At 68.3% G+C, this 25,487-nt stretch carries 21 protein-coding genes, 1 pseudogene and 1 riboswitch; of the genes and pseudogenes, 10 read left to right on the forward strand and 12 right to left on the reverse strand.

Features of this window, described 5'->3' with window-relative positions; all coding sequences use genetic code 11:
* Positions 1–3 precede the first annotated feature (3 nt).
* Genes Q9R39_RS16280 through Q9R39_RS16295 form a run of 4 tightly spaced genes read left to right on the forward strand, consistent with a single transcriptional unit; the run spans position 4 to position 6,795 of the window.
* A complete protein-coding gene (locus tag Q9R39_RS16280; protein ID WP_311277788.1) occupies positions 4–2,421 on the forward strand; it encodes a penicillin acylase family protein in 2,418 nt (805 codons plus the stop codon).
* Positions 2,409–3,869, forward strand: a complete 1,461-nt coding sequence (locus Q9R39_RS16285; protein WP_058251365.1) for a condensation domain-containing protein — start codon at positions 2,409–2,411, stop codon at positions 3,867–3,869. Before Q9R39_RS16280 ends, Q9R39_RS16285 begins: the two co-directional genes overlap by 13 nt.
* Before the next feature lie 50 nt (positions 3,870–3,919).
* Complete coding sequence (locus tag Q9R39_RS16290) at positions 3,920–5,464, forward strand: pyridoxal-dependent decarboxylase (RefSeq protein ID WP_058251366.1); 1,545 nt, start codon at positions 3,920–3,922, stop codon at positions 5,462–5,464.
* The gene (locus tag Q9R39_RS16295) at positions 5,461–6,795 is read left to right on the forward strand and encodes a lysine N(6)-hydroxylase/L-ornithine N(5)-oxygenase family protein (protein WP_058251367.1); all 1,335 of its coding nucleotides are present in this window, start codon (positions 5,461–5,463) and stop codon (positions 6,793–6,795) included. The genes Q9R39_RS16290 and Q9R39_RS16295 overlap by 4 nt, the downstream gene beginning before the upstream one ends.
* A 526-nt stretch (positions 6,796–7,321) precedes the next feature.
* Here the strand turns inward: Q9R39_RS16295 and Q9R39_RS16300 are convergent.
* From Q9R39_RS16300 to Q9R39_RS16325, 6 genes are all read right to left on the reverse strand, one after another.
* Complete coding sequence (locus Q9R39_RS16300; protein ID WP_159369978.1) at positions 7,322–8,296, reverse strand: ABC transporter substrate-binding protein; 975 nt, start codon at positions 8,294–8,296, stop codon at positions 7,322–7,324.
* Between the two features lie 63 nt (positions 8,297–8,359).
* On the reverse strand, positions 8,360–9,211 hold the full coding sequence (locus tag Q9R39_RS16305; RefSeq protein ID WP_311277789.1) for a hypothetical protein: 852 nt from the start codon (positions 9,209–9,211) through the stop codon (positions 8,360–8,362).
* A 107-nt stretch (positions 9,212–9,318) separates the two neighbouring features.
* A complete protein-coding gene (locus Q9R39_RS16310) occupies positions 9,319–10,626 on the reverse strand; it encodes a wax ester/triacylglycerol synthase domain-containing protein (RefSeq protein WP_159369976.1) in 1,308 nt (435 codons plus the stop codon).
* 41 nt (positions 10,627–10,667) lie between these two features.
* On the reverse strand, positions 10,668–11,849 hold the full coding sequence (locus Q9R39_RS16315; RefSeq protein ID WP_311277790.1) for an acyl-CoA dehydrogenase family protein: 1,182 nt from the start codon (positions 11,847–11,849) through the stop codon (positions 10,668–10,670).
* 17 nt (positions 11,850–11,866) lie between these two features.
* Positions 11,867–12,115 carry an acyl carrier protein gene (locus Q9R39_RS16320; protein ID WP_058251371.1) on the reverse strand — a complete coding sequence of 83 codons (249 nt, stop codon included), beginning with the start codon at positions 12,113–12,115 and terminating at the stop codon, positions 11,867–11,869.
* Positions 12,116–12,161: 46 nt separating this feature from the next.
* Positions 12,162–13,502 carry a salicylate synthase gene (locus Q9R39_RS16325; RefSeq protein ID WP_311277791.1) on the reverse strand — a complete coding sequence of 447 codons (1,341 nt, stop codon included), beginning with the start codon at positions 13,500–13,502 and terminating at the stop codon, positions 12,162–12,164.
* A 157-nt stretch (positions 13,503–13,659) separates the two neighbouring features.
* On the opposite strand from Q9R39_RS16325, the gene Q9R39_RS16330 reads away from it, so the two are divergent.
* A complete protein-coding gene (locus Q9R39_RS16330) occupies positions 13,660–15,330 on the forward strand; it encodes a (2,3-dihydroxybenzoyl)adenylate synthase (RefSeq protein WP_078111966.1) in 1,671 nt (556 codons plus the stop codon).
* A 166-nt stretch (positions 15,331–15,496) separates the two neighbouring features.
* Here the strand turns inward: Q9R39_RS16330 and Q9R39_RS16335 are convergent, their stop codons facing one another.
* Complete coding sequence (locus tag Q9R39_RS16335; protein WP_058251372.1) at positions 15,497–15,844, reverse strand: GNAT family N-acetyltransferase; 348 nt, start codon at positions 15,842–15,844, stop codon at positions 15,497–15,499.
* A gap of 210 nt (positions 15,845–16,054) precedes the next feature.
* A riboswitch (TPP riboswitch) is annotated at positions 16,055–16,169 on the forward strand.
* On the opposite strand from Q9R39_RS16335, the gene thiC reads away from it, so the two are divergent.
* Both thiC and thiD read left to right on the forward strand, forming a co-directional pair.
* Positions 16,161–17,849: a phosphomethylpyrimidine synthase ThiC gene (gene thiC / locus Q9R39_RS16340; protein WP_058251373.1), complete on the forward strand. Its 1,689-nt coding sequence runs from the start codon at positions 16,161–16,163 to the stop codon at positions 17,847–17,849. (Overlaps the previous riboswitch by 9 nt.)
* On the forward strand, positions 17,849–18,769 hold the full coding sequence (thiD, locus tag Q9R39_RS16345; RefSeq protein WP_078111736.1) for a bifunctional hydroxymethylpyrimidine kinase/phosphomethylpyrimidine kinase: 921 nt from the start codon (positions 17,849–17,851) through the stop codon (positions 18,767–18,769). The genes thiC and thiD overlap by 1 nt, the downstream gene beginning before the upstream one ends.
* Positions 18,770–18,857: 88 nt before the next feature.
* Here the strand turns inward: thiD and Q9R39_RS16350 are convergent, their stop codons facing one another.
* Positions 18,858–19,247 (reverse strand): SHOCT domain-containing protein, encoded by a 390-nt coding sequence (locus Q9R39_RS16350; RefSeq protein WP_058251374.1) that lies wholly within the window; start codon positions 19,245–19,247, stop codon positions 18,858–18,860.
* A 189-nt stretch (positions 19,248–19,436) separates the two neighbouring features.
* Here Q9R39_RS16350 and Q9R39_RS16355 point away from each other — a divergent pair, with 189 nt between their 5' ends.
* The gene (locus Q9R39_RS16355; RefSeq protein ID WP_058251375.1) at positions 19,437–20,501 is read left to right on the forward strand and encodes an LLM class flavin-dependent oxidoreductase; all 1,065 of its coding nucleotides are present in this window, start codon (positions 19,437–19,439) and stop codon (positions 20,499–20,501) included.
* Here Q9R39_RS16355 and egtD read toward each other — a convergent pair.
* Complete coding sequence (egtD, locus tag Q9R39_RS16360) at positions 20,482–21,471, reverse strand: L-histidine N(alpha)-methyltransferase (RefSeq protein WP_058251376.1); 990 nt, start codon at positions 21,469–21,471, stop codon at positions 20,482–20,484. The two genes, Q9R39_RS16355 and egtD, sit on opposite strands and share 20 nt — an antisense overlap.
* Positions 21,468–22,781 carry an ergothioneine biosynthesis protein EgtB gene (egtB, locus tag Q9R39_RS16365; protein WP_211538734.1) on the reverse strand — a complete coding sequence of 438 codons (1,314 nt, stop codon included), beginning with the start codon at positions 22,779–22,781 and terminating at the stop codon, positions 21,468–21,470. Before egtB ends, egtD begins: the two co-directional genes overlap by 4 nt.
* A gap of 171 nt (positions 22,782–22,952) precedes the next feature.
* Between egtB and Q9R39_RS16370 the strand changes: the two are divergent.
* Positions 22,953–23,678, forward strand: a pseudogene (locus tag Q9R39_RS16370) (Clp protease N-terminal domain-containing protein); the annotation flags it as partial.
* A 158-nt stretch (positions 23,679–23,836) separates the two neighbouring features.
* Here the strand turns inward: Q9R39_RS16370 and Q9R39_RS16375 are convergent.
* The gene (locus Q9R39_RS16375) at positions 23,837–24,331 is read right to left on the reverse strand and encodes a DUF5709 domain-containing protein (RefSeq protein ID WP_058251378.1); all 495 of its coding nucleotides are present in this window, start codon (positions 24,329–24,331) and stop codon (positions 23,837–23,839) included.
* 129 nt (positions 24,332–24,460) lie between these two features.
* Between Q9R39_RS16375 and Q9R39_RS16380 the strand changes: the two genes are divergently transcribed.
* Complete coding sequence (locus Q9R39_RS16380; RefSeq protein WP_175404303.1) at positions 24,461–25,042, forward strand: hypothetical protein; 582 nt, start codon at positions 24,461–24,463, stop codon at positions 25,040–25,042.
* Between the two features lie 4 nt (positions 25,043–25,046).
* On the opposite strand, the gene Q9R39_RS16385 is transcribed toward Q9R39_RS16380, so the two are convergent.
* Positions 25,047–25,472, reverse strand: coding sequence for a DoxX family protein (locus Q9R39_RS16385; protein WP_058251379.1), 426 nt, complete (start codon positions 25,470–25,472; stop codon positions 25,047–25,049).
* Positions 25,473–25,487: the final 15 nt, after the last annotated feature.

Raw genomic sequence — 25,487 nt, forward strand, 5'->3', positions numbered from 1 at the left:
GAGATGACCACCACCCGCACCCACGCACCCCACGACGTGGAGATCCTGCGTGATGACCACGGCATCCCGCACGTCCTCGCCTCGACGCCGCGCGGAGCTCTGTACGGACAGGGCCGGGCATGCGGCGAGGACCGGCGCTGGCAGATCGAGTTCATGCGGCTGCGCGCCGAGGGACGCACCGCCGAGGTCTTCGGGGCCGGCTGCGTCGAATGGGACACCTTCGCCCGCCGCGCCCAGCTCGACGTGGCGGCGAAACGCATCTTCGACGCATCGTCCACCCGCACCCGGGAACTGGTCACCGCCTACGCCGACGGCGTGAACAGCACCCTCGGCGACCTCGAGACGTCGGCTGCCGCACCGGAACTCGAGGCGTTGGCGCATCGCCCGCTGCCGTGGCGGCCGTGGACGCCGATCTCGGTGTTCATCATGCACCACGTGCTCTTCGGCCGGTTCACCACGAAACTCTTCCGCCTGCACGCCTGCCGCACGCTCGGTTTGGATGCGCTGCGGTTCTGGGACTTCGAGACGCGGGAGACCGACCCCACGGTGCCCGCGATGCCCGATGAGGCGTTCCTGGAGGAGATCCTCGCGATCACCCGCCCGGCGTCGCCCGAGCAACCCGCCCCGGCGGTGGACCTCGGCGATCCGATGTCGGGCAGCAACGCCTGGGGTGTGTCCGCCGAGCGGAGCTCGACCGGTGCACCCATCGTCGCCGGCGACCCGCATCGATTCCTCGAACTGCCGGGCATCTATCAGCAGTTCCACCTCGCCTCGACAGGTCCGCACGAAGCATTCGACATGGCCGGGTTCGCCTTTGCCGGCGTCCCGGGAGTCCCGCACTTCTGTCAGGGCGACGACATCGCTTGGGGCATCACGAATGCCATGGGCGACTATCAGGATCTGTACCTCGAGCGATTGACGCGCGACGAGGCCGGCACGCTCCTGGTCGAGGTACCGGGCGGCGGGCGGGTGCCGGCCGGGGTGAGCACCGAGACGATCCTCGTCCGGGATGCCGAACCCGTTGCCGTGCAGCTCGTCACCACCCCGAACGGTGCCGTCGTCTTCGGCGGCCCCGACGAGTCGTTCGCGATGAGCATCCGGTCCCCGCTGCTCACCGAAGAGGTCACCTTCGACGCGCCGATCGACCTGCTCTTCGTGCGCACCGTCGCCGATGTCGAAGCAGCCCTGACGAAGTGGGTCGAGCCGGTCAACCGCGCGGTCATCGCCCACACCGACGGCACCGTCGCCACCCACGTGGCCGGCCGGGTGCCGGTCCGCGCGCCCGAGAACTACTGGTTGCCGGTCCCGGGCTGGGACGAGCGCTACCAGTGGCGCGGATACGAGGCGGGTTCGCTCGGTGACCCCGGCTTCGACGCGACCCTCCGCTCCCTGAGGAATCCGGAGCTCGCGGAGGCCACCCCCCGCTCCCTGAGGAGCCCGGAGCTTGCGGAGGGCGTCTCGAAGGGTCCCGCCTTCACCGTCACCGCCAACCAGCGGATGTCCGATGTGCCTGCGTTGCAGCCGCTCACGAGTGAGTGCGTCGAACCGTTCCGGGCCGACCGGATCACCGCGCGACTCGACGATCTCGGTTCGGTGAGTCCGGCGGATTGCGCCGACATCCACACCGATGTCCGGCTCGAGCAGGCGACCGTCGTCCAGGAGTTGCTGTCACGTGTACGCGGCGCCGACGCCGAGGCCGAAGGCATCCGGGAGCGCCTGGTGGCGTGGGACCGGTCGATGATCGCCGACAGCACCGACGCGTATCTCTATGCCGAGTTCCGTACCCAGTTGGTTCTCGGGGTCGCGAGTACCGACGTGCTCGCGCCGCTGCGCGGGCCGCACGGATTCCCGGCGGTGTTCCAGCCGTGGTTCGTGCCCGAGCCCCGTCTCGCGACCGCGCTGACCTCCGTCGTCGCCAACACGGCGGGGATCGGCATCGACATCGAGGCCGTGGCGGTCGCCGCCCTCGATGCCGTGGTGGCCCGGATCGGGACCTTCGGTTCGACGCCCACGTGGGGCAGCGTCCATCGCCTGGCACCGATCCACGGATTCGACCTGGTCGGCGCGTCGCCGCAGCACCCGGATCTGTTCGCCACCCTTCGTCCGACTCCCCTGCCCCTGGCGGGGGACGCCGAGTGCGTCTTCGCCAACGCCGCGGCGGTCGGCACCCACCTGTGCATCACGGGTGCCGCCGCACGCTACGTGTGGGACCTCGCCGACCGCGGGGCGAGCCGTTGGATCGTCCCGCTGGGCGTGAGCGGTGATCCCCGTTCCGATCACTTCCAGGACCAGGCGCCGCGGTGGGCGGCGGGCGAGCTGATCGAGGTCGTCCGCGATTGGGATGTGTTGCGTGGCAAGACCGCAGCAGCGTCGACGACGTCCACCGCCACATCGACCGAGAGGGAGCCATGCCCGCGTTGACCGAAGCGCGACTGACGCTGTTGCGTCGTCGAATCGCGCAGACCGGCGAACCCGCCCGCACGGCCGCAGCTGACGAACCAAGGGCCTCCGTGCCGTTCGGCGAGTTCGGCACCGCCGAACGGCGGATGTGGCGGATCTACGAACTGGATCCGGAATCGGTGTCGCACAACATCGGACTCGTCCTGCAGTTCGGCGGTACGCGAACGCTCCGATCGGTCGTCGACTCCGCCGAACTACTCGTCGAGCGCTTCGGGGTCCTGAAATCGGTGGTCGAGGTCGACAACGCGGGCACGCCGCGTCGCCGCGCCGTTTCGCACGCGGGATCGTGGGACGCATCGGGCACGGTGTGGACCTGGGGCCTGCCGGACGCGGAGGCAACCGGACCCGTCGACGATGCCGACGCGATCGCGACCGCGCTGACCCGCACGCCATTCGATCTGACGTCGGATGTGCCACTCCGGCTTCGGGTCTCGGGCTCGGACGGCGACGTCACCATGATCCTCGTCGTGCACCATCTCGCCGTCGACGACACCTCATGGCCGCTGCTGCTGGGCACCCTGGTGTCAGGTTCGTGGCCCGGCGACGTCAACGCCGACTCCCGCCCGGTCTCACCAAATTCCGCGGCCGCCTCGGCAGCCGCCGAGGACGCGGTGCGCCACGCGCTCACGACCTGGGCCGCCGACGACGTCCGCTATCCGCTCAGCGGCGAGTTGCCCACCGAAAGTGCCGCCGACAGCTGGCTCTCGCCGATGGACGACCGGGACGGCATCAAGGTCGCCGCCCCGGTTGCGGCCGACTCGCTGGCCGCTTTCGGCCGGGTCGCGCAGACCGTCGGCGCCACCCCGAACGCGTTGCTGATCGGCGTGTGTTCGCTGGCGGCGTATGCCCTGACCGGCGCCGCCGACCACGTCCTGGTGGTGCCGGCCGACAACCGTCGTCGGACGCAGTCACCCCAGAACGTCGGATACTGCGGCAACATCATCCCGATGCGGTTCCGCATCGACCCCGACGCCACGGTCGAGCAGGCTCTGCGGGATGCGGGTGCGGCCATCTACCGATCGATGGAACACTCCGGCACCGATTTCGGGCCGATCCTGACCGCGTTGCGGCAGCAGGGCGGCCGTTTTCCCGTCATCGAGATCATGGCGTCGGTCCGGCCCGCGCCGCTGCGCGGGATCCCACAACCCGCCGACGCCCCGGTCACCTGCCGGTCGGTGTTCAACGGGATCGCCAACTACCCGCTCTCGATCGCCTTCGAGGCCGACGACGAGAGCACCCACGTCGAGGTCGACCACCAGCCGGGGATCGTCCCCGACGCGGTGGCCGACCGCGCCACCGCAGTACTCACCGCACTCGTCGACCTGATTCCGACGTCGTTGCACCAGAACGTCTCCGCACTCGTCGAAACCCTCGCCGAGAGCGCACCACAGAAGGGCAGCGCCGGATGACCGGCCTGCCACCGCGCCACCGCGCGCCAGAGTCAACAGGGGGGAACTCAGTGTCCGAAGACCGCCAGTCCGTATGGGGTGCCTCGCGATTCGCCCGTCCCGGCGATGGCTGGGCCGACGTCGGGCGCGGCTTGGCGGAGGTCGCGGCCGCGGTCGGCGACGACCACCACGGCGCCCCGCTGCCGAGCGGTGACCCCGTCGCGGTGCTCGGCGGGGTGACGGCACTACTCGGCCCGCACGGAGTCCCGGAGAACGGGATCGGGGAGTCCCAGGCGCTGACCCGGCTCGCCCGCCTGGTGGCCGAGTTCGGACTGGACCTCACCCATCCGATGGCGGCGGCGCATCTGCAACCCGCGCCGCTGTCGGTCGCGGTCGCCGCCGACGCCCTGGCCTCGGCCACCAATGCCTCACTCGACACCTACGATTCCGGCCCGGCCACACTGGCGCTCGAGACCTGGACCGTACAGTCGCTGGCTCGTATGGCCGGGTTCGGCGAACATGCCGGCGGTGTCTTCAGTCCCGGTGGATCGATCTCGAATCTGCTGGCGCTCATGATCGCTCGCGACCACACCGCTGCCCGGCGGGGCATCGACGTGCGGCACGACGGCGTCGGCGCGTTGCACCGCCCGGTCGTCTTCTGCTCGCGCGTGGCGCACTTCTCGGTTCACCGCGCCTGTGCGGCACTGGGACTGGGCGAGACCGCGGTCATCCCGGTCGAGGTCGACTCGCATCACCGGATGATCCCGGAGGCGCTGGAAGCGACCATCCGCGAGGCCGGCGCGGCGACACCGCTGGCGATCGTCGCCACCGCGGGTACCACCGACTTCGGTACCATCGACCCGCTCGGGGAGATCGCCGACATCGCCGAGCGGCACGAGATCTGGATGCACGTCGACGCCGCCTACGGTTTCGGCTCGCTGTTCTCCGACCGCCTCGCCGGTCTGCTCACCGGCGTCGAACGCGCCGACTCGGTCACCCTCGACCTGCACAAGGTCGGTTGGCAGCCGGCGGCCGCGAGCCTCATGCTGCTGTCCGACGCCGATCGCTTCGTGTCCCTGAACCGTTCGGTGGCCTACCTCAACCCCGACGACGACGTGGAGGCCGGGTACAGCGGCCTCCTGGGTCAGACGCTGCAGACGACGCGACGGCCCGACGTCCTCAAGGTCGCGGCGACCCTGCTCGCCTACGGACGCCGCACTCTGGGTGACATGCTCGACAAGTGCAACGACCTCGCGGTGTACGCCGAACAGCGAATCGCCACCGAACTGCAGCTCGAGCTCATCGCGCCGGTCACGCTGACCACCGTCGTGTTCCGGTATCGGTGCACCGATCTCGACGCGGTCAACGGCGAACTGCGGCGTCGGTTGATCGCCGACGGCAAGGCACTCATCGGCCGTACCCAGGTCCGGGTGCCCGGTGAGGAAGAGCCCCAGACCTGCCTGAAGCTGACCCTCCTCAACCCGGAAACCTCGGAGAGCGACATCGACGAGCTGTTCGACGAACTGTTGCGCGTCGCGCTCGAGGTGGAGTCGGAAGGCACCGCCGCACCCGGCGCGGAAGTCCACAGTGAAGAAATGGTGAGAGTGTCCGAATGACCCCAGAAGAGAAGACCACTGTCGAGAATGTAGACGTACTCGCGATCGGTTGCGGCCCATTCAATCTGGGCCTCGCCGCGCTCGCCTCGACGCTCGACGACGTGAACCTCCTGGTCGTCGACTCGCGAGACGAGTTCCGGTGGCATCCGGGCCTGATGTTCGACGACGCCACCCTCCAGGTGAGCTTCCTGTCGGACCTGGTGACGCTCGTCGACCCGACCCATCCGCTGTCGTTCCTGAACTACATGGCCGACATCGATCGCATGTACCGGTTCCTGGTACGCGAGAACTTTTTCCCGACCCGCATCGAGTACGAGGCCTACCTGCTCTGGTGCGTGTCCCGGCTCGACTCGCTCCGATGGGGCACCACCGTCGACGAGGTGGCCTGGGACGCCGAGGCCGACGCGTTCCGGGTGACCATGCACACCGGCACCACCTCCTCGACGGTCATCGCACGACACGTGGTGGTCGGCATCGGCACCGAACCGTTCGTCCCGCAGGCACTCTCGTCGGACTCGCCCGCGGTGGTCCACAGCTCCGACTACCTGTTCAACCAGGAGAAGGCGCTCGCCGCCGACACCGTCACCGTCATCGGCTCCGGCCAGTCGGGTGCCGAGATCGTCATCGATCTGCTGGAATCCAACCTACGCGGCGGCCCCGCGGTCCGATGGTGGACGCGCACACCATGGTTCGCGCCGCTGGACTTCACGAAGCTCTCGCTGGAGATGACCACGCCGGCCTACATGGACTACTTCCACAGCCTTCCCGAGGCCGCACGGGATCGGGTTCGCCCGCAGCACTGGCAGTTCCACAAGGGCATCTCCACCGACACCCTGGAGCGCCTGCACGACCTGCTGTACCGGCGCCAGTTGCAGGACAAGCTCAACCCGGTGCAGCTGCGGATCTCGGTCGAGGTCGAAGGCATCGACACCCTCGCCGACGGCAAGCTCCGGGTCCGCGGCCGTCACCTCGACACCGGCTCCGAGCTGGCCCACACCACCGACATGGTCATCGCCAGTACCGGCTACCAGGCCCGCAGGGCGGACTTCCTGGCCCCGATCGAGTCTGCGCTGCACCGGGATTCGCGCGGACGCCTGGTCATCGGCGCCAACCACGAGATCGAGACCGACGACGCCCTGACCAACCGGATCTTCGTCGCCAATGCCGAGGAGCACGCGCACGGCGTCTCGGCCCCGAACCTCGACATCGGCGCGGTCCGCAACGCACGCATCCTGAACACCGTGCTGGGCCGCGAGGCCTACCGCCTGCCCAGGCACACCGCGTTCACAAGTTTCGGCGCCTCGGACGACGACGACATCGTCGCGCCGTAACCCGCTAGCCGGCTCACGGCCCGATCCGCCACGTGCGGCTCGGGCCGTTGTCGTTGTTGCGAAGTGGCTTCGACACGGCTCCTCACTGCGCTCGTCGCCTGCTCAACCAGCGGTGGGCCCCCGCTCCCTGAGGAGCCCATGGCGACGGGCACCCCCTGCTCCCTGAGGAGCGCCCGGAGCTTGCGGAAGGCGCGGCCAACCCCCCGCTCCCTGAGGAGCGCCCGGAGCTTGCGGAGGGCGCGTCACGAAGGGTCTTCGCAACCCGACTCACCAGGACCCTTCGTGACGGCCTCCGCAAGCTCCGGCCTCCTCAGGGAGCAGTGATTGGGCTCGCTCCAACACAACGGGTTCTTTCGTAGTCCACGACGGCCGCCAGGCCGCGGATACTGAGGAGCGATAGCGACGAGCAACCCCCTGCTCCCTGAGGTGCGAGGAGCGATAGCGACGAGCCACGAAGGGTCCGGCGACCCCGAAAACCAACTCGCCCTCCACATTCCGCGGAGGGCGAGTTCGTTTCAGACCGAGCTCAGTTGGACGCCGCGGCGAACGACGGCTTCAGCAGGTCGAGGACGTACGGGATCGAGTTCGGCGTCGGCGCGTTGAGACCCGTGATCTGCGACTGGGTCATGAACGTGACGGCGTTGTCCTTGACCGCCTTCAGGTTCTTGTACCCGGGCAGCGACTTCAGGGTCTCCGCCTGCTCGGGGGTGGCCGTGGCCACGACGAGCACGTCGGCGTCGAGCATCGGGATGTTCTCGGTGCTCAGCCCGAAGCGCGGCTGGCCGGTCCGCTGGTACTCGGCGACCAGCTTGGGCGCCATCTTCATCCCGAGCGAGGTGAACAGCTCTCCGGCGCCGTCGTTCTCGTCACCGAGCACCGACAGCTGGTCGTTGCCGTACATGAACGCGAAGGCGTAGGTCTTACCCTTCAGATCCGGGTACTCCTGCGCCACCGCCGCGATCTTCGCGTTGGTGTCGTCGATGATCGACTTCGCCTTCTCCGGGTCGTGCAGCACGGTGCCCATCACCGTGACCATGTCCTGCCAGGGATCGATCTCCTGGTCGCTGATGGCATTGACCGTCGGGGCCAGCTTCGAGATCTGCTGGAACTCCGGACTGTCCGAGGCGAAGCCGGGTGCGAAGATCAGGTCCGGGTTCAGCTTGGCGATGGTCGTCGCGTCGTCGCCCTTGGTGGGATCGACGAACGTCGCGTCGGCCAGCTTCTCGCCGTACCACGGCTGCATCTCGCCGGTCGCCGACTTCGAGTAGTCGTAGTACCCGACCGGCGTCTCACCGAAGGACAGAACGACGTCGGTCCATTGGTCTCCCAGGGTCACGATCCGCTCCGGGGTGTCGGGGATCGTCACCGACCGGCCGTCCGGAAGGTTGAGTTGGACGGTGCCACCGGCGGATTCGTCATCCGAGCTCGAGCAACCGGCCAGCAGGCCCGCGAACAGGAGTGCACTCGCGGCGAGTGCGCCCAGGCGTGGTCGTGAAATCACGTGAAGATCCCCCAATGGTTTGTCGGTGTCGTCCGGCGGACCGGACCGTGTCACCCCGCGCGGTCAGAGCGAGCAGGGCAGCAGGACGAATCCCGCGATGGTGCAGACGCTTCGGTTGGAGAGCTTCCACTTGTTGCCGCTCCACACGAACGTCATCGAGCGATTCTGGCTACCGCGGCCGACCACGCTGATCTGCAGCGGGGCGGTCAGCGTGTTGCCGCTGACCTGGACGGGCCCGACCATCTGATAGCTGAGCCCGACGTTGCCGTACGTCGTGATCGCACGGGCGACGAGGTCGATCTGACGGAGCGCGCGCTCACCGCCCTCGAGTTCGGCGGCGCGTGCGGCGCGGCTGCCATTGGAGTTCATGACGATGCGGACCTTGGTGTTGAGCTGTCCGGGCGTCAGCGCGGTCGGGCCGGCGGCAACGCTCTGCTGCGGGGCGGCCGTGGTGCCCGGCGCGGGAGCAGGTGCTGGGGCCGCACCCGGAGCCGGCGCGGCTCCTTCACCGGGAGGACCGACCGGTCCACCGATCGCTCCGCCGCCTTCGGGCACGTTTTCCGTCGGGGCCGCTGCCGGCGCTCCGGCCGGTGCGCCGGCGGGTGCGGGCTGACCCGGGACGGGCTGCTGGCCGGCAATGCCCTGCTGGGGCAGCGCGGTCTGCGCGGCACCGAGGTTGACGACGGTCGGCTGTGCGGCGGTGGCGGAGTCGTTGCGCTCGCTCACCACGATGCCCACCACGCCGATCGTCACGACGATCGCGGAGATGATGGCAGCGATGCCTGCCGACGCCAGGACGGTCGGGACGCTGACCCCGCCCGATCGGCGAGACGAACCGGTGTCCGACTGGCGGTGATCGACCCCCGAGTAGTAATCGGCCCCGGCCGGGTCCTGGTAGTTGACGTCGTTGCTCATGTTGTTCTTTCTCCGTGTATGTCTTCGCCCCCGCCGAGCCGACGGCCACCTGTATATTGCAGCCCTCGGACCCCGGATTACAAGGCAAGCCTAAGCTCGCACCCCCGTCAGGTCGACGGGAGGGCCTCCTGAAGTACTTCGTCGAGCGCGGACACAAATCGTTCGGCGTATCCGGGTAGCGCCTGCGCGTCGGTGACGACGCCGAACGTGGTGGTGTGTCCGAGGATCAGGGTCGTCACCGACAGCGAGTAGCCCGCGAGCGGCGACAAGGGTGTCAGGGTGACGATCGAACGCCCCAGCACCGACCGGACCCGCGAGAAGCCGGGGTTGATGCCGATGTGGATGTCGGGGTGCATGTGGGACATCGACGCGTTCACGATCGCGCGCTGCAGACCCCACAGCGGGGCGCGCGGCAGATCGTCGGCGGCGGCCAGGTACAGCTCCGGCTTGCGCGTTGCGATCGTCTCGAGTTCGCTTTGCGCACGGCCGATCTGACGTGACAGATCGGGCTCGTTGCCGAGCAGGTTGAGGAGCGCCACGGACACCGCGTTGCCGGTGTGCCGGAACTCGTCGTCGAGGGTCACCGGCAGTGTCACGCGGACGACGTCGGCCTGTGGGGACGCGGGCGGGTTGAGGCTGATCGCCCGGCCGATGGCCGCGAGGAGGAACTCGTGAACGGTCGCGCCATTGCCCTTGGCAGCCTTGCGCAGCGTCCGGGTCGACGCGGAGAACAGGGCGTACTCGCGCTCGCCCGACTTCGTCAGCGCGGGCCAGGCTCGTTTCTTGCCACCGCCCGCCGCGTGCTGGTCGCCATAGGCGGCCTTCGCCTCTTTGAGTTCCTCGGGATCGATGCCGCTGATCCGGAAGCGGGGACTTGTGGCGAATCGCTCGAACTCCGCGAGATCGTCGGGCTCCCCGTCGGCGAGGAGAGCGGCGAAGGCCGCCCCCGCGATGCCGTCGGAGATGCTGTGGTGCACCCGGAGCAGGACCCACTGTCCGACGCCTTCGGCACCCGCCGACGGCGTGAACAGGGTGATGTCCCAGAACGGGCGCGGACGCGGCAGCGGCGACTCGAGCAGTTTCGTCACCCGGCGCTGAAGATGGGCGCGGTCGGTGAACCCGAACTCGGTCACGTGTTCGCCGGCATCCCAGCTGTCGTCGGCGAGCACCACCTCGGGCTTGCGCCAGCGGCCGTTGCGGATGCCCAGCCGGAAGATCTCGAACAGCCCGGCCCGCTCCCGGACACGCGTCCGCACCTCGTCGAGGCCGAGCAACGCCCCGTCGCTCTCGAGCTGCAGGATCATCGACCAGTGCATGGGCGCGCTGTTTTTGTCCATGTGCAGGTAGGTGTGGTCGGGCGGCGCGAGTTCGGTGACACGCGCGTCGGCCGGCGCCTGGCTGGCTGGGCTGTTCATGGGATGACCGCCTGGGTGAGAGGGACGATGGCTCGAGCGCTTCAGGACACCGGCGAGCCGGTGCCGTGGAGTTCGGAGTCGACGAACATGGCCTGGTACCGATCGGTGTCGGGTTTCATCGCCGCCGCGACCAGTTCCCACAGCACCTCGTCGGTGCCGCCGCCGACTCGGGCCAGTTTCATGTCCCGCCACCAGCGACCGATCGGGGATCCGGTCTCGAGGTAACCGATCCCGCCGAAGATGTGCAGGCACTCCGACGCGACCTCTTCCCCGAGGTTGGCGGCGGTGGCCTTCAGTGCCGCGGCGGTGCGCAGGTTGATCTTGCCCTCCGCGGCGACTCCGGCCAGCGAGTAGCGCAGGACGTCGACCCTGGCCTGCAGATCGGCGACGCGCAGCCGGAGCGCCTGATGGTCGTAAAGCTTCTTGCCGAATTGGGTGCGCTCCACCATCCGGGCGAGTGTCACGCCGATCATCACGTCGCACGCGGCGGCGATCTGGGCGGCCACCGAGTACCGCTCGTGCGCCAGTCCCCAGCTGATGATCGCCAGGCCCGTCCCCGGCCGGGCGATCAGCGCCTCGTCGGGAATCCAGGCGTCGATGGTCACCGGTGCGGTGTCGAGGGGCCCGGCGCCGAGTTTCGCATACGGCTTCCCCACCGTCACCGACTCGATCGGGACGGCGGCCAACGCCACGTTGCCGCCCACGTCAGGACCGTCGTCGACGCCCCGGCAGACGACGAACACGTGGTCCGCGATCGGCGAGAGAGACACGAACTTCTTGTGCCCGACGACGCGGAACCCGCCGTTCTCCGGCAGGATCCGGGTCTCGGAGTTCTGTAGATCCGACCCGCCCTGCTCCTCGGAGGCCCCGATACACAGCACGGTCTCGGCGGTCAGGGCGCGCTGGGCCAGGTCTCTGAGATAGTCGTTGCGGCCGAAGCGGCGGAGGATGGCGATGGCCGAATCGTGCAGGCTCACACCCACTCCGATGGCCGCGGAGCCCAGCGCGCCGAGATGTGCGCCGAGGGCGAAATGGTCGTGGAGGTCGGTGACCTTGCGGTCCTCCCACTTGCGGACGAAGACGCCCTCGGCACCGAGGTGTTCGAGTAGGGGCCGCGGGAATCGATGATCCCGCTCGGCCTGCGCCGTCCACGCCGTCACCTGCTCGTCGAACGCGGCGTCGAGCAGTTCGGCGTACGTCTGCACTGGGGTCTCCACAGTCATGTCGGGTCCGGGTCCTCTCAGGCCGGGGTGCCGGCCTTCGACCGGATGAGGTCTTCGAGGTCTCCGACGGTCTTGGACTCGAAGAGCTCCCGTTCCGACAGCTTCACGCCGAGACGCTCTTCGATCGCCACCACGCCGATGGCGAACGCCACCGAGTCCAGCCCGAGGTCGTCGATCAGCTTCGAGTCGCGGCTGATGTCGCCGAGCGCGAGGTCGAGGTCCTCTTCGAGGATGCCGCGCAGGGCTTCGGTGATGTGGTCGGACATGTGGTGGCTCCTGGGGTGGTGATGTTCGGTCGAAAGTATCGGTCGGTCAGCGCGGGACCACGTACGGGGCGACGCTGGCCAGCTTCTCGCAGGTCTCGGTGAACTCGCGCTCCGGCGTGGACTGGGCGACGATCCCGGCACCGGCACGCAGCCATGCGCCTTGCCCGGACGAGAATATGGTGCGCAGGGCCAGGGTCGCCTCGAGCTCGCCCGTCGACGAGGCGGTGAGGATCGCGCCGGAATACAGGCCGCGGCGTCGGGGCTCGAGACGGTCGATCGCCTCCACGGCCGGGGTCTTGGGGATGCCCGACGCGGTGATCGACGGGAACACCACCTCGAGTGCACGCCAAGGCGTTTCGTGATCGGCGAGGGTCCCGCGCACGGTCGAGGCCAGATGCTGGACGCTCCCGCGCTCACGAACCTCCATGAACTCACTCACGGCCGTGGTGTCCGCAGCGGCGATCGAGGAGATCTCGTCGAAGCACGCGCGCACCGACATGGCGTGCTCGGCGATCTCCTTGGCATCCGAGAGCAGGTCGGCGCGGGCCGCCGCGTCCTGCTCCGCGGAGATCCCGAAAGCCCTTGTGCCGGCCAGTGGTTCGGTGACCACGGTCCGGTCGTCGTGCACCGCGACGACGAGTTCGGGACTGAACCCGGCCGCCTGCAGGTCACCGAGCGAGAGCAGGTAGCTCCGGGCGGGGTTGTTGTCGGCGCGGCCGCGGGCGTAGGTGGCAGGGATGTCGACGTCGAACGGGATGTCGACGGCACGCGAGAGGATCACCTTCTGGTACCGCCCGGCTTCGATCTCGGCGACAGCGGTGGCCACACGGCCGCGGTAGTCGTCCGGGTCGGACTGCACGTCCACCGGCCGCGACTCGCCGGGAACGGTTGCTCGCGAGGCGATCTCGAGGAGACGACCGGCACGCTCGGCGTCGAGCGACCCGGTGTCGACCCCGTCGGCATCGACAGTCGCCTCGAACTCGGGAACGATGAGGTGCGCCAGCACCGTGTCCTCGGGAACGCGCTCGAGGATGCCGTGATACGGGGCGCAGAAGTCGAAACCGACCCAGCCGTAGACGCGCCAGTCGGAAATCGACAGCGACGCGGTCGCGGCGGCGAGCGCGTCGGCGGGGTCGCCGCGCCAGGGCGTCGTCGTGCGGTCGCCCTGATCGTCGACGATGACCTCACTGCGTGTGATCACCACGCGGGCGCGGACACCCGCCGCGAAGGTCCAGCGCCGGTCGCGCTCGTAGACGACATGGTCGCCGAATTCGCCGGAGCCGGCCCAGGCCGCCGTGATCCGCGCGGCATCGGACTCGCTCAGCGGCGAGGCCGGCGCGAGCAGGTCGACGAACTGCGCGGCGTGCGATTCGGTTGTCAGCGACATGTCCTTCGTTCCTCCGGTCGTGATGCACTCGAGCACCGATGATCATAGGGAATCTTAGGGCAGCCTAATCAAACAATCCCCCGCGGGTCGACAGCCGGCCTCCCGCCCTGCATCGACCGGTAAGGTTACCCTATCCTGCCTGTGTTTGAATGAACTCATGCCGACGCATCTCGACCCCGCGACCGATCTGCTCGACGGTTTCGCTCCCCACACCGACGCACAGGCACAGAAGTACCGCGACGCCGGCGTCTTCCTCGACCGCCCGTTGTTCGCCGGCCTCGATCTGGCCGCCGAGCGAACTCCCGACTCCCCTGCGCTGACCGACGCCTCCACCGACGGGCCGCGCACGCTCACCTATGCCGAGTTCCGCGACGCCACCCTCCGTCGTGCCGCCGGTTTCGTCGCGGCCGGACTGCGGCCGACGCAACGGGTCGTGTTGCAGCTGAACAACTCCCTCGACTTCGCGGTCACCCTGTACGGCCTCCTACGCGCGGGTGTCGTTCCGGTGATGACGCTGCCCGCGCACCGGATCACCGAGATCGCCCATCTCGCAGCCGGTGCCGGCGCGGTCGCCTACATCGGTGAGGACGGCCGCCGGGGGTTCGACTATCGCGAGCTCGCGACCGAGCTGCAGTCACGGGTGCCCGACGTCGCGCAGGTCTTCATCTCCGGCGAACCTGGTCGATTCACACCGCTCCCCGACGCCGACCCCGCCTCGGTCGAGCTCCCGGCTGCCCCCGACGCCGGGCTACCCGCCCTGTTCCTCGTGTCGGGGGGCACCACCGGACTGCCGAAACTCATCGCGCGCACGCACGACGACTACGACCTCAACGCCCGGCTGTCCGCGGACGTCGCCGGCCTCACCGCCGACGACACCTACCTCGTCGCCCTGCCGGCCGCGCACAACTTTCCGCTGTGCTGCCCGGGAATCCTGGGCGTCTTCGGTGCGGGCGGCCACGTCGTCTTAGCCGACAACCCCAGTCCGGACAACACTTTCGACCTCATCGAGCGGCACCGCGTCACGGTGACCGCGCTCGTCCCCGCGCTCGCGCAACTCTGGTGCGCGGCGACCGAGTGGGAGCCGGCGGACATCAGCTCCCTGCGCCTGCTGCAGGTGGGCGGCGCCAAGCTGGCACAGTCCGACGCCGTCGCCCTCGACGCGGCCCTCGGCCCCGTCGTCCAGCAGGTCTTCGGCATGGCCGAGGGGCTGATCTGCTACACCCGGACCGACGACCCGCGTGACTTGGTGCACCAAGTGCAAGGGGCACCGATGTCGGAGCTCGACGAGGTGCGGGTCGTCGACGAGGGCGGAGCCGATGTCCCCGACGGGGAAGAAGGTGAACTGCTGGTGCGGGGGCCCTACACGATCCGCGGTTACTACCGCGCCACGGCGCACAACGAGAAGTCCTTCACGCCGGACGGCTTCTACCGGTCCGGGGACAAGGTCACCCGGCTGCCGTCGGGGCACCTGGCCGTGACCGGCCGCATCAAGGACACCATCGTGCGCGCCGGGGAGAACGTCGCCGCCGACGACGTCGAGGAGAACCTCCTCGCCCACGATTCGGTCCGGCAGGTCGCGGTGGTCGGGCTGCCCGACGACGCGCTCGGTGAGAAGATCTGTGCGGCAGTCGTGCTCTCGCACGAACACCCCCCGGCCCGACCACTCGAGCTGGCCGCGATCCGCACCTTCCTCGCCGACCGCGGACTCGCCTCCTTCAAACTGCCCGACGTGGTCCGCGTCGTGCGCACGCTCCCGGTCACCGCAGTAGGCAAGATCGACAAAAAGGTGCTCCGCGAGACACTGCTGTCGGAGCCGTCGGCAGGCTGAGCCGAGTCGGAGCCCGCTCCTCACACCGGCGCGAGGAGCGCGACCACCGCACCATAATCCCAAGGAAGCGCATAACCCCTGCTCCCTGAGGTGCGAGGAGCGATAGCGACGAGCCTCGAAGGGTCCGGCGAGGAATGTTCCGGAGCCGCCGAGGCTTACCTTCGGATCACACCGGCGCGAGGGTCACGATCCCGGGATGGCCGTCGAGATAGTGCTTGGTGAAGGTGCACACGGGCCGCAGGCGGGCGCCCTGCTCGCGGGTGAAGTGCACGACGGTGCGGGTGAGTCGGGTGGCGAGACCATGTCCGGTGTACTCGTCGTAGAGCACGGTGTGTAGGACGGTGATGGTGGTCTGACCGTCGACCGTCTCGGTCGAATAGCCGAGCACGCCGACCAGGTCGCCGGCGACCCACAGCTCGAACCGGTCGCGGTCGGGATTGTGCACCACCTGCGAGATCTGCTGCAGGATCGACTTCGCCGACTGTGGTGGTCGCTGACGATGCTTGCGTAGCACCCGACCCTCCTCACCTCTTGATCGTGGACATCGGACCACTGACATGTGCCGTCCGAACCTCGGCATAGGCCCCGCTTGTGATCCGGGTCACACGGTACCTTACGGAACCGTAACTGATGACCCCGATCGTCCGGTCGTCGCACATCGAGACGGTCGCGCGCACCCCTACGACCCGAACGAACTCCGCGCTGTAGGGTGGCGGACGCACGACAACTACACCGCGGGGGCTCTCACGATGACCGAGGGCTGAGATGGCGACGGGCGGTCGCCGACCGCTCGAACCTGTCCGGGTAATGCCGGCGTAGGGAGACAAGCCATGGGCACACGTGTATCCGCGACTCGCGACGGCAGCGCACCCGCCGACTCAGGGTTCCTGACCCTCGGTCCGATCGAGGGCAGCACCAAGCACTACCTCACGGTCGGCGACCTGCGCGTCCCGCAGCGTCGTATCCACCTCACCAACGGCGAACACCTCGACGTCTACGACACCTCGGGTCCGTACACCGATCCGACGGCGCGCATCGACGTCGAGAAGGGCCTCGCCCCCACCCGCGACAACTGGCGCCGCCCGGAACCGGTCGACGGCGCGAGCACCCAGCTAGCTTGGGCGCGGGCCGGGATCATCACCGAAGAGATGCGGTTCATCGCCGCCCGAGAGGGCATCGACCCCGAACTGGTCCGGTCGGAGGTGGCGATCGGGCGAGCGGTCATCCCGGCGAACCACCGGCATCCGGAGTCCGAACCGATGATCATAGGCAAGAACTTCGCGGTCAAAGTCAATGCGAACATCGGTAATTCGGCGGTGCGCAGCTCGATCTCCGACGAGGTCGAGAAGATGGTGTGGGCCACCCGCTGGGGCGCCGACACGATCATGGATCTCTCGACCGGCGCCGACATCCACACCACCCGCGAGTGGATCATGCGCAACTCGCCGGTCCCCGTGGGGACGGTTCCGATCTACCAGGCGCTGGAGAAGGTCAACGGCGATCCCGCCTCGCTGACCTGGGAACTGTATCGCGACACCGTGATCGAGCAGGCCGAGCAGGGTGTCGACTACATGACCGTGCATGCCGGTGTCCTGCTGCGCTACGTTCCGCTGACCGCGAAGCGGGTGACGGGCATCGTCTCGCGCGGCGGTTCGATCATGGCGGCCTGGTGTCTCGCGCACCACCGGGAGTCATTCCTGTACACGCACTTCGACGAGTTGTGCAAGATCTTCCGCCGCTACGACATCACGTTCTCCCTCGGCGACGGCTTGCGCCCCGGATCGATCGCCGACGCGAACGACGAGGCCCAGTTCGCCGAACTCCGCACTCTCGGCGAGCTGACCGCGATCGCCAAATCGCATGGTGTGCAGGTCATGATCGAAGGCCCCGGGCACGTCCCGATGCACAAGATCGCCGAGAACGTGCGCCTGGAGGAGGAGTTGTGCGAGGAGGCCCCCTTCTACACCCTGGGTCCGCTCGCCACCGACATCGCGCCGGCCTACGACCACATCACCTCGGCCATCGGCGCGGCGATGATCGCTCAGGCCGGCACCGCGATGCTGTGCTACGTGACTCCGAAAGAGCATCTAGGACTTCCGGACCGCGACGACGTCAAGGTCGGCGTGATCACGTATAAGATCGCGGCGCACTCGGCCGACCTGGCCAAAGGCCACCCGCGGGCACAGGAACGCGACGACGCACTGAGCAAGGCGCGCTTCGAGTTCCGCTGGACCGACCAGTTCAATCTCGCCCTCGACCCCGACACCGCGCGCGCATACCACGACGAGACGCTGCCCGCCGAGCCCGCGAAGACCGCCCACTTCTGCTCGATGTGCGGACCCAAGTTCTGCTCGATGCGGATCTCGGCGGACGTCCGCGCCTACGCCGAGGAGCACGGTCTCGTCACCGCGGACGACATCGACCGGACTATCGCCGAGGGCATGGCCGCGAAGTCGGCCGAGTTCGCCGAGGCCGGTAACCGCGTGTACCTCCCGCTCCAGACGACCGGCGGCGCCTGATGCGCACAGACGACGCACGACGACGCACAGTCGACGCGAATCAGCGCACGGTCGACGAACAGGCCTACACGGGACTCCCGCTGTCACCGCCCGGAACGGCCCCGGTACGGGTCCTGACGATCGCGGGTTCGGACTCCGGCGGGGGCGCGGGAATACAGGCAGACATGCGCACCTTCGCCCTGCTCGGGGTGCACGGGTGTGTCGCGGTGACCGCGGTGACGGTCCAGAACTCGGTGGGCGTGAGCGGGTTCGAGGAGATCTCACCGCAGACCGTGGCGGCGCAGATCGACTCCGTGTCCGGTGACATCGGTGTGGCCGCGGCGAAGACCGGGATGCTCGCGTCGGCGCCCATCATCGAGGCCATCGTCGAGCAGTGCCGCACGAGTGGAATCGGCCGGGACACATCCGTTCCGCTGGTGGTCGATCCGGTGTGCGCGTCGATGCACGGCAACCAGCTGCTCGCCGACTCGGCACTCGACACCCTGCGGCACAGCCTGTTTCCCCTCGCGACGGTGGTGACACCGAACCTGGACGAGGTCCGGCTCATCACCGGCATCGCGGTCACCGATGCCGCGTCGCAGCGCGACGCGGCCAGGGCACTGCTCGATCTCGGGCCGCGCTGGGCGCTGGTGAAAGGCGGGCACCTGCGAACCTCGGACCACTCCCCCGATCTGCTCTACGACGGCGACCAGTTCATCGAGCTCAGCCACGAACGCATCGACACCCCGCACGACCACGGCGCCGGCGACACCCTCGCCGCCGCGATCGCGTGCGCGCTGGCCCACGGGCACGACGTTCCCGCGGCGGTCGGTTTCGGCAAGGACTGGGTGACCCGCTGCCTGGCGGCCGCGTATCCACTGGGCGCCGGCCACGGTCCGGTCAATCCGCTGTGGCGTGTGGGCGTCGGGTCGGCGGACTGACGCGACGCCGGTCCCGAACCGGAGAACAGACAACGCTCCCCGACGGCGACCGGCGCCATAGGGGAGCGTTGTCTGTGTCGAGGGACCGTCAGGCGGTTCCGCTGAGGGCCTTGCTCTTCAAGTGCTCGAACTCCTGAGGGGTGATCGCGCCCGAGTCGAGCAGGTTCTTCGCGTCGGCGATCTGCTGGGTCGGTGAGGTGCCTGCGACGGACCGGATGTACTCGTCGGACGCCTGCTTGGCCTCGCTGTACGCCTCACGCTGACGCTCGGCCATCCCCTTGCCCTTCGCGAGCAGGTACACGATGGCGGTGATGTACGGGAAGATGATCAGGAAGACCACCCACGCCGCCTTCGCCCACCCCGAAGCCGCCTTGTCGCGGAACAGGTCGCTGATGATGTGCCACAGGACGATCAGATAGGCCACGAACGCGAAGATGACGATCGTGTACCAGATGAAGTCCCAGAACGAATCCCACATAAGAAGTCTCCTTTGTCTAGAAGCAAGCCTGCCCGGCGCACCGGAACCGTGAATTCCCTCTGAGCATGTCACAGCTCTACGGTGGTCAGCGCAACGAACATTGAAGAAGTTCGTGAAATCCTGAGACTGCGGTATCGATCGGCAGCCGAGAACCGGGATCGATCGACTCTGACTCTCGCGAAGGGCGACATGGAATCTCACCCGGTAGGTATCGAGAAGATCGAGCTCGGTCTCGACACGTTCGGGGACATCACCGCCGAACCCGACGGCACATTGCGCTCCGGGTCGCAGACCCTGCGCGATCTGCTCGAGCAGGCCATCCTCGCCGACACGGTCGGCGTCGACTTCCTCGGTGTCGGTGAGCATCACCGCGACGACTACGCGGTGTCGGCACCCGAGGTCGTACTCGGCGCGATCGCGGCGCGCACCACCCGGATGCGTCTCGGTTCGGCCGTCACCGTCCTGAGTTCCGACGATCCGATCCGCGTGTTCCAGCGGTTCTCGACAGTCGATGCGTTGTCGTCGGGTCGCGCCGAGGTGATCCTCGGGCGCGGATCGTTCACCGAGTCGTTTCCGCTGTTCGGTTTCGACCTCTCCGACTACGAGGAACTCTTCAGCGACAAGCTGGCCCTGTTCGCCGAACTGCGCACCGGCCGACCGGTCTCATGGTCGGGTTCCACACGCAGTCCGCTGCAGTCCCAGGCGGTCTATCCCGAACTCGAGAACCCGCCCCTGCCGACGTGGATCGCGGTCGGCGGCAGCCCGGAGTCGGTGGTACGTGCCGCGTCGTACGGCCTGCCACTCATGCTCGCCATCATCGGCGGCGACCCGTTGCGCTTCACGCCGTACGTCGATCTGTATCACCGTGCCCTCCGTGAGATGGACAAGCCGCTGATGCCCGTCGGCGTGCACTCACCGGGCCATGTCGCCGACACCGACGCGCAGGCACGCGACGCCCTATGGCCGCACTACCGCGAGTACGTCGGGCGCATCGGTCGCGAACGCGGCTGGCCGCCGCCGACCCGCATCGAGTTCGAGCGGTCGACGGGACCCGGCGGCTCGCTCTACGTCGGGTCGCCCGACACCGTTGCCCGCAAGATCGCGTCGACCGTCCAAGCACTGGGACTGAGCCGATTCGACCTGAAGTATTCGCACGGGACACTCGGCCACCCCGAGCTCATGCGCAGCATCGAACTCTATGGAACGCAGGTCATCCCGCGGGTGCGCGAACTGCTCAGCGTCGGGTCAGGGTGAGCTGGAAGTCGCCTGCGGGATCGGTCCACGCCGACACGACGGACAGTCCGGCCGACTCGAGTTCTTCCGCGAGCGCCCCGGGCTGGAACTTGGTGCTGATCTCGGTGTGGATCTCGGTTCCCGCGGGCACCCGCCACGATCGGCCCAGCACACCGAAGTACGCGTCGACGTCCCGCCGGGCGCGAAGCCACATCTCGACGCGGTGCTCGCCCGGATTCCAGCGGGCGATGTGTTCGAAGTCGTCGGCGTAGAGCCCGCGAGCGTCGAGGCCGGCACGGAGCACCTCGATCATGTTCCGGTTGAAATCGGCGGTCACACCAGCACTGTCGTCGTAGGCGGCGACGAGCCGCCCGGTGTCCTTGACGAGGTCAGTACCGAGGAGGAAGTAGTCACCCGGGGACAACGAGCCGACCATCGAACGATAGAACTCCGCGCGCGCAGCAGGATCGAAGTTGCCGATCGTGCCACCGAGGAACACCGCGAGGCGCGGGCCGTCGGCGGGCGGGAGATCCAGGTCGGGCTCGGTGAAGTCGGCGACCACGGGGACGACGTCGATCCCGGGATAGTCGACGGCGAGCACTTCGGCTGTCGTCGTGAGCATCTCGGTGCTGACGTCGACGGGGACGTAGGTCGGACGCTCACCGTCGGCGGCCGCGTCCACGAAGGCGTCGAGCAGCAGACGCGTCTTGGTCGATGTGCCCGAGCCCAGTTCGACGATGACGTCGGCACGGGTCGTCGAGGCGATCTCGGCCGACCGCGCGCGCAGGATCGCGGTCTCGCGGCGGGTGGGATAGTACTCGGGCAGACGGGTGATCTCGTCGAAGAGCTTGCTGCCGCGCTCGTCGTACAACCACTTCGTCGGGAGGACCGGCGGTTGCTGCCACAATCCCGAGAGTGCGTCTGCAGCAAGGCCCCCGATGGCCGTGTCCCCGGTGGTCGCCGTCACCGGGGTGTCGCTGTCGAGGCTCATCGGGCCAGCCGGAGTCCCGAGAAAACCCAGCGCGACGGCGCCGGGAAGAAGTTCCGGTACGTCAGTCGTTCGTGAGCCACAGGCGTCACCGCGCTCGCCCCGCGCAGCACATGCTGGTCGGACATGAACTTGCCGTTGTATTCACCCACCGCGCCGTTGGCGGGCACGAAGCCGGGATAGGGCAGGTACGCACTGGCCGTCCACTCCCACACATCCCCGATCATCGCCGCACCGACGCGGCCGGGATGACATCGGTCCGGGTCGAGCAGGGCCCCGCGCTCGGTACCCAGTGAGCCGGCAGCGATCTCCCACTCGAATTCGGTGGGCAGCCGGGCCCCGGCCCAGCGGGCGTAGGCGTCGGCCTCGTAGAACGACACGTGCAGGACGGGCTCGTCGGGCACGATCCGCCGCCGACCGGACAGGGTGTACGTCGTCCAGTCCGACGGGTCGGTGGAGCGCGCACCCGTTTCGTCGCGCCAGTATCCCGGTGCGTCCCATCCGGTCTGGCGGATGGTCGCCCACCCGTCGGACAACCAGAATTCGGCGCGCCGGTAACCGTCGTCGGCCATGAACTCCAGCCAGTCGGCGTTGGTGACCGCGCGGTCGGCTATCTCGAAGTCCTCGAGATACACCCGGTGCCGGGGGCCCTCGTTGTCGTAGGAGAATCCGCTGCCCAACGCGCCGATCTCGTTGACGCCGCCCTCGAACTGCCGCCAGCCCAACGCTTTCGCGATGCCCGGTTCGTCGGGTTCGCGATCGACGTACACCGGCCCGAACGTATTGGTGGAGAAGAGATGCTTGATGTCCATGAGCAGCAGCTCTTGGTGCTGCTGTTCGTGATTGAAGCCGAGTTCGACGAGTTCGAGTGCGGCCTCGTCGAGGTCGCCGCGCTCGAGGAGATCCACCATCGCGGCGTCGACATGCTCGCGGTAGCGGGTCACATCGCGGACACCCGGCCGCGTGACGAGACCGCGATCAGGTCGTGGATGCCGTTCTCCCACAGCCTCGTAGTAGCTGTTGAACAGGTACCGGAACGTGTCGTCGTAGACCTTGTACGCGGGGTCACGCCGCAGGATGAACTCCTCGAAGAACCAGGTGACGTGCGCCCGGTGCCATTTCGCCGGGCTCGCCTCGGTCATCGACTGCGGTGTCTGGTCCTCGGGCGAAAGCCGTTCGGACAGCGTGTCGGTCAGGGCGCGGACGTCGAGGTAGCGACGCGCGACATCGGTGACGACACCGTTCGCCGGCGGGCCCTCGGCGGACCGGGTGTCTGTGGACTGGGGACGAACCGACGGTTCGGTGATGCTCACTGGATAACCTCCCGTGGCAAAGCCTGGAGCGGCCGGCGACGACTTCGCCGGTCTCCGCATACATCGTCATGACGCTTGCCGTTCCTGTCAACGCACAGGCTCTTATCGGCCTCGACGTGTCGTCGTCAACTCGGGGTTGACGCGATCGACTCGTCAACCTACGGTTGACGCATGCCCCAGAATTCAGTCACCATCCGTCTCGACGACCTGATCCATGCCATCCGCAAGGTCCACGACGACCCGCTGGACCAACTCTCCGACGCGGTGGTCGCCGCGCAGCACCTGGGCGACATCGCCGACAGCCTGATCGGTCACTTCGTCGACCAGGCCCGCCGCTCGGGAGCATCGTGGACCGCGATCGGCACCAGCATGGGCGTGAGCAAACAGGCCGCTCAGAAGCGGTTCGTCGACCGCGTGTCGTCCGCGGGCGAGAACAATGCACCCGGCGCGGACAACCCGTTCTCGCGTTTCACGCCCCGGGCCGCGAACGTACTGATGGCCGCGAACGCGGCAGCGGCCGCGGGCCGTGCCGAGCACGTGACCCCGGCCCACATCGCGCAGGCCCTCCCGGCCGAACCGGAGTCCCTCGTGTTCCATGTGTTGCGGGACTCCGGCGTCGACGCCGACGCCTGGCGTGCGGCCATCGCGCCGCTGCTCCCGGCACCGCGGGACATCGCCGACGACGAAACAACGAGCGTGGTGCCCTACGACGACGCGTCGAAGTCGGTCCTGGAGTCGACCGTCGCTGCCGCCCTCGATCTCGGGCACAACTACATCGGCACGGAGCATCTCCTGCTCGGCTTCTTCGCCGATGGCACGCTTGCCGAGGCGTTGAGCGGGCTGGGCCTCACGGCCGACGCCGTCCGCTCGACCATCGTCGCGACGCTGGCGCAGGTATTGGAGCAGCCCGGCGCCGGGAGCGAAGCGAGCGGGCCGAATCAAACCGGCGCCGGGAGCGAAGCGAGCGGACCGAATCAAACCGGCGCCGGGAGCGAAGCGAGCGGGCCTAATCAAACCGGCGCCGGGAGCGAAGGGAGCGGGCCGAACCAGACCGACTAGTCCGAATCGGAGATGTAGTGCACCGCAGCCTCTTCCGCGGAGGCTCCGGCGCCGTCGATCCCGGCGTCCTCGGCGACGGCGTCCGACTCGGTGTCGATACCTGATCCGGCGTCCGGGGCGATGAGACGTCCGGCGCGGCGGTCCCCGACCTCGTCGTCTTCCTCGAACTCGTCGTCACGATCGGAATCGTGTGCGCGCCAGTCGGTCCGCGCACGTTCCTCGGCGGTGATCTCGTCGAGCGGATCGACCGCTCCGACGTCGGGTTCCTCTTCGGCCAGCCGCTCGTCGAGCGTCTCGCCCTCGGCCTGTTCCCGGGAGGTCAGCCCGTGGACGGCACCCTTGGGCGCATAGTCGGGCGGTGAGTACCCCTCGTCGAGGACGTCGTCGACGCCGCGGTCGTCCAGAGTGTCCTCCGGCTGCAGTTGGTCGTCCTCGTCCAGGCTGTACTCGCCGTCCGAACCCTCCGGAGTGCTACCGATGTCGTCCTTCATCCTTGCCACGATGCCAGCCCGCCGGGAGTCCCGCCAGGACGACCCGATGGTGTTACCTGGCCGGCCGGTGTCGGTCGTGCTCACCCGGTTCGGCCGAATCGCCGATGCCGGGGTGCCGGATCGGCGACAATGTCGAGGGTGATCGAGGAAATGCAGGCCGAGGCCCGGGCGCTGCTCTCGGCCGGTGAATACGACCACGCGCTGGCCGAGTTCTCCGTGCTCCGCGAGATCAGGTCGCGCCGCGAGGGACCGTATTCGGTGATGTACCTGTCCAATCTGCACGACTGCGTCCGCTGCATGTCCCATCTCATGCTGTGGTCCGACGCCAGCCACCTGTGTCGTGAACTGCACGGCAAGTACGTGCGCACGCACGGGCGCGCCGAAGCCGACACGGTCGACGTCGCGAAGCACTGGGCCTGGGCGCTCGTGCACCTGCACGACTATTCGCCGGCCGTCCGGTTGTACCTGCTGACCGCCGACGCGCTCTGGGAGTCCGATCCCGCCCAGGCGCAACGTCTGCTCGGCGCGGCGGTGGTCCACCGGCACGACACCGATCCCCTCGCGCTGATCTCGCCGGGGCTCATCGACGGTGTCGGACTCCGTCATGCCGACGAGGAACGGGAACTGCTCACGCGCCTGGTCGAGAGGTTGGCCGATGGTGGCGGCGCTCCGGCGAGCGCGGCCACCATCGACGGTCTGGCTCTGGTGTGAGCCGTCAGACGACGTCTCGGCGTCGGCGTCGCATGATGTAGCTGTCGGCGCCCATCCGGCCGGCCGACGTGTAGCCGACGGCCAGCAGGCCCGCGATCAGCGCGAGCGGCCACTCGTAACCGCCGTCCATGTTCCAGAACCCGGCGTCCCAGTGCACGAACACGATCGCGCCGATCATGTCGGCGATCAGCAGGGTCGCGACGATCGGCAGCAGCAGTCCGAGGATCAGCAGGATGCCGCCGATCAGCTCGACCCATGTCGCGTAGTACGCGGCGAGCTCCGGGTAGGGGATGTCCATGCCGGCCGGGCCGAATGCCGCCTTGGTGGCGTCCATACCCTGGGTGACCAGCTTCTGCCACCCGTGGGCGATGAAGATGATGCCGAGTATCAGGCGCGCGAGAAACTGCGCCACACTACCGAATCCGCTCATTCCGCACTCCTCGTA

The sequence above is a fragment of the Gordonia sp. AC31 genome (assembly GCF_031844505.1).
GTDB classification, from domain to species: domain Bacteria; phylum Actinomycetota; class Actinomycetes; order Mycobacteriales; family Mycobacteriaceae; genus Gordonia; species Gordonia hongkongensis.

Coding starts and splice junctions, on each gene's coding strand:
- Q9R39_RS16285 (WP_058251365.1), top strand. CDS start 2,409: ATGCCCGCGTTGACCGAAGCGCGACTGACGCTGTTGCGTCGTCGAATC.
- thiC (WP_058251373.1), top strand. CDS start 16,161: ATGGGCACACGTGTATCCGCGACTCGCGACGGCAGCGCACCCGCCGAC.
- Q9R39_RS16380 (WP_175404303.1), top strand. CDS start 24,461: ATGTCGAGGGTGATCGAGGAAATGCAGGCCGAGGCCCGGGCGCTGCTC.
- Q9R39_RS16385 (WP_058251379.1), bottom strand. CDS start 25,472: ATGAGCGGATTCGGTAGTGTGGCGCAGTTTCTCGCGCGCCTGATACTC.
- Q9R39_RS16325 (WP_311277791.1), bottom strand. CDS start 13,502: ATGTCGCTGACAACCGAATCGCACGCCGCGCAGTTCGTCGACCTGCTC.
- Q9R39_RS16350 (WP_058251374.1), bottom strand. CDS start 19,247: ATGTGGGATTCGTTCTGGGACTTCATCTGGTACACGATCGTCATCTTC.
- Q9R39_RS16280 (WP_311277788.1), top strand. CDS start 4: ATGACCACCACCCGCACCCACGCACCCCACGACGTGGAGATCCTGCGT.
- Q9R39_RS16330 (WP_078111966.1), top strand. CDS start 13,660: ATGCCGACGCATCTCGACCCCGCGACCGATCTGCTCGACGGTTTCGCT.
- Q9R39_RS16305 (WP_311277789.1), bottom strand. CDS start 9,211: ATGAGCAACGACGTCAACTACCAGGACCCGGCCGGGGCCGATTACTAC.
- egtD (WP_058251376.1), bottom strand. CDS start 21,471: ATGAGCCTCGACAGCGACACCCCGGTGACGGCGACCACCGGGGACACG.
- Q9R39_RS16295 (WP_058251367.1), top strand. CDS start 5,461: ATGACCCCAGAAGAGAAGACCACTGTCGAGAATGTAGACGTACTCGCG.
- Q9R39_RS16320 (WP_058251371.1), bottom strand. CDS start 12,115: ATGTCCGACCACATCACCGAAGCCCTGCGCGGCATCCTCGAAGAGGAC.
- thiD (WP_078111736.1), top strand. CDS start 17,849: ATGCGCACAGACGACGCACGACGACGCACAGTCGACGCGAATCAGCGC.
- Q9R39_RS16310 (WP_159369976.1), bottom strand. CDS start 10,626: ATGAACAGCCCAGCCAGCCAGGCGCCGGCCGACGCGCGTGTCACCGAA.
- Q9R39_RS16375 (WP_058251378.1), bottom strand. CDS start 24,331: ATGAAGGACGACATCGGTAGCACTCCGGAGGGTTCGGACGGCGAGTAC.
- Q9R39_RS16315 (WP_311277790.1), bottom strand. CDS start 11,849: ATGACTGTGGAGACCCCAGTGCAGACGTACGCCGAACTGCTCGACGCC.
- Q9R39_RS16355 (WP_058251375.1), top strand. CDS start 19,437: ATGGAATCTCACCCGGTAGGTATCGAGAAGATCGAGCTCGGTCTCGAC.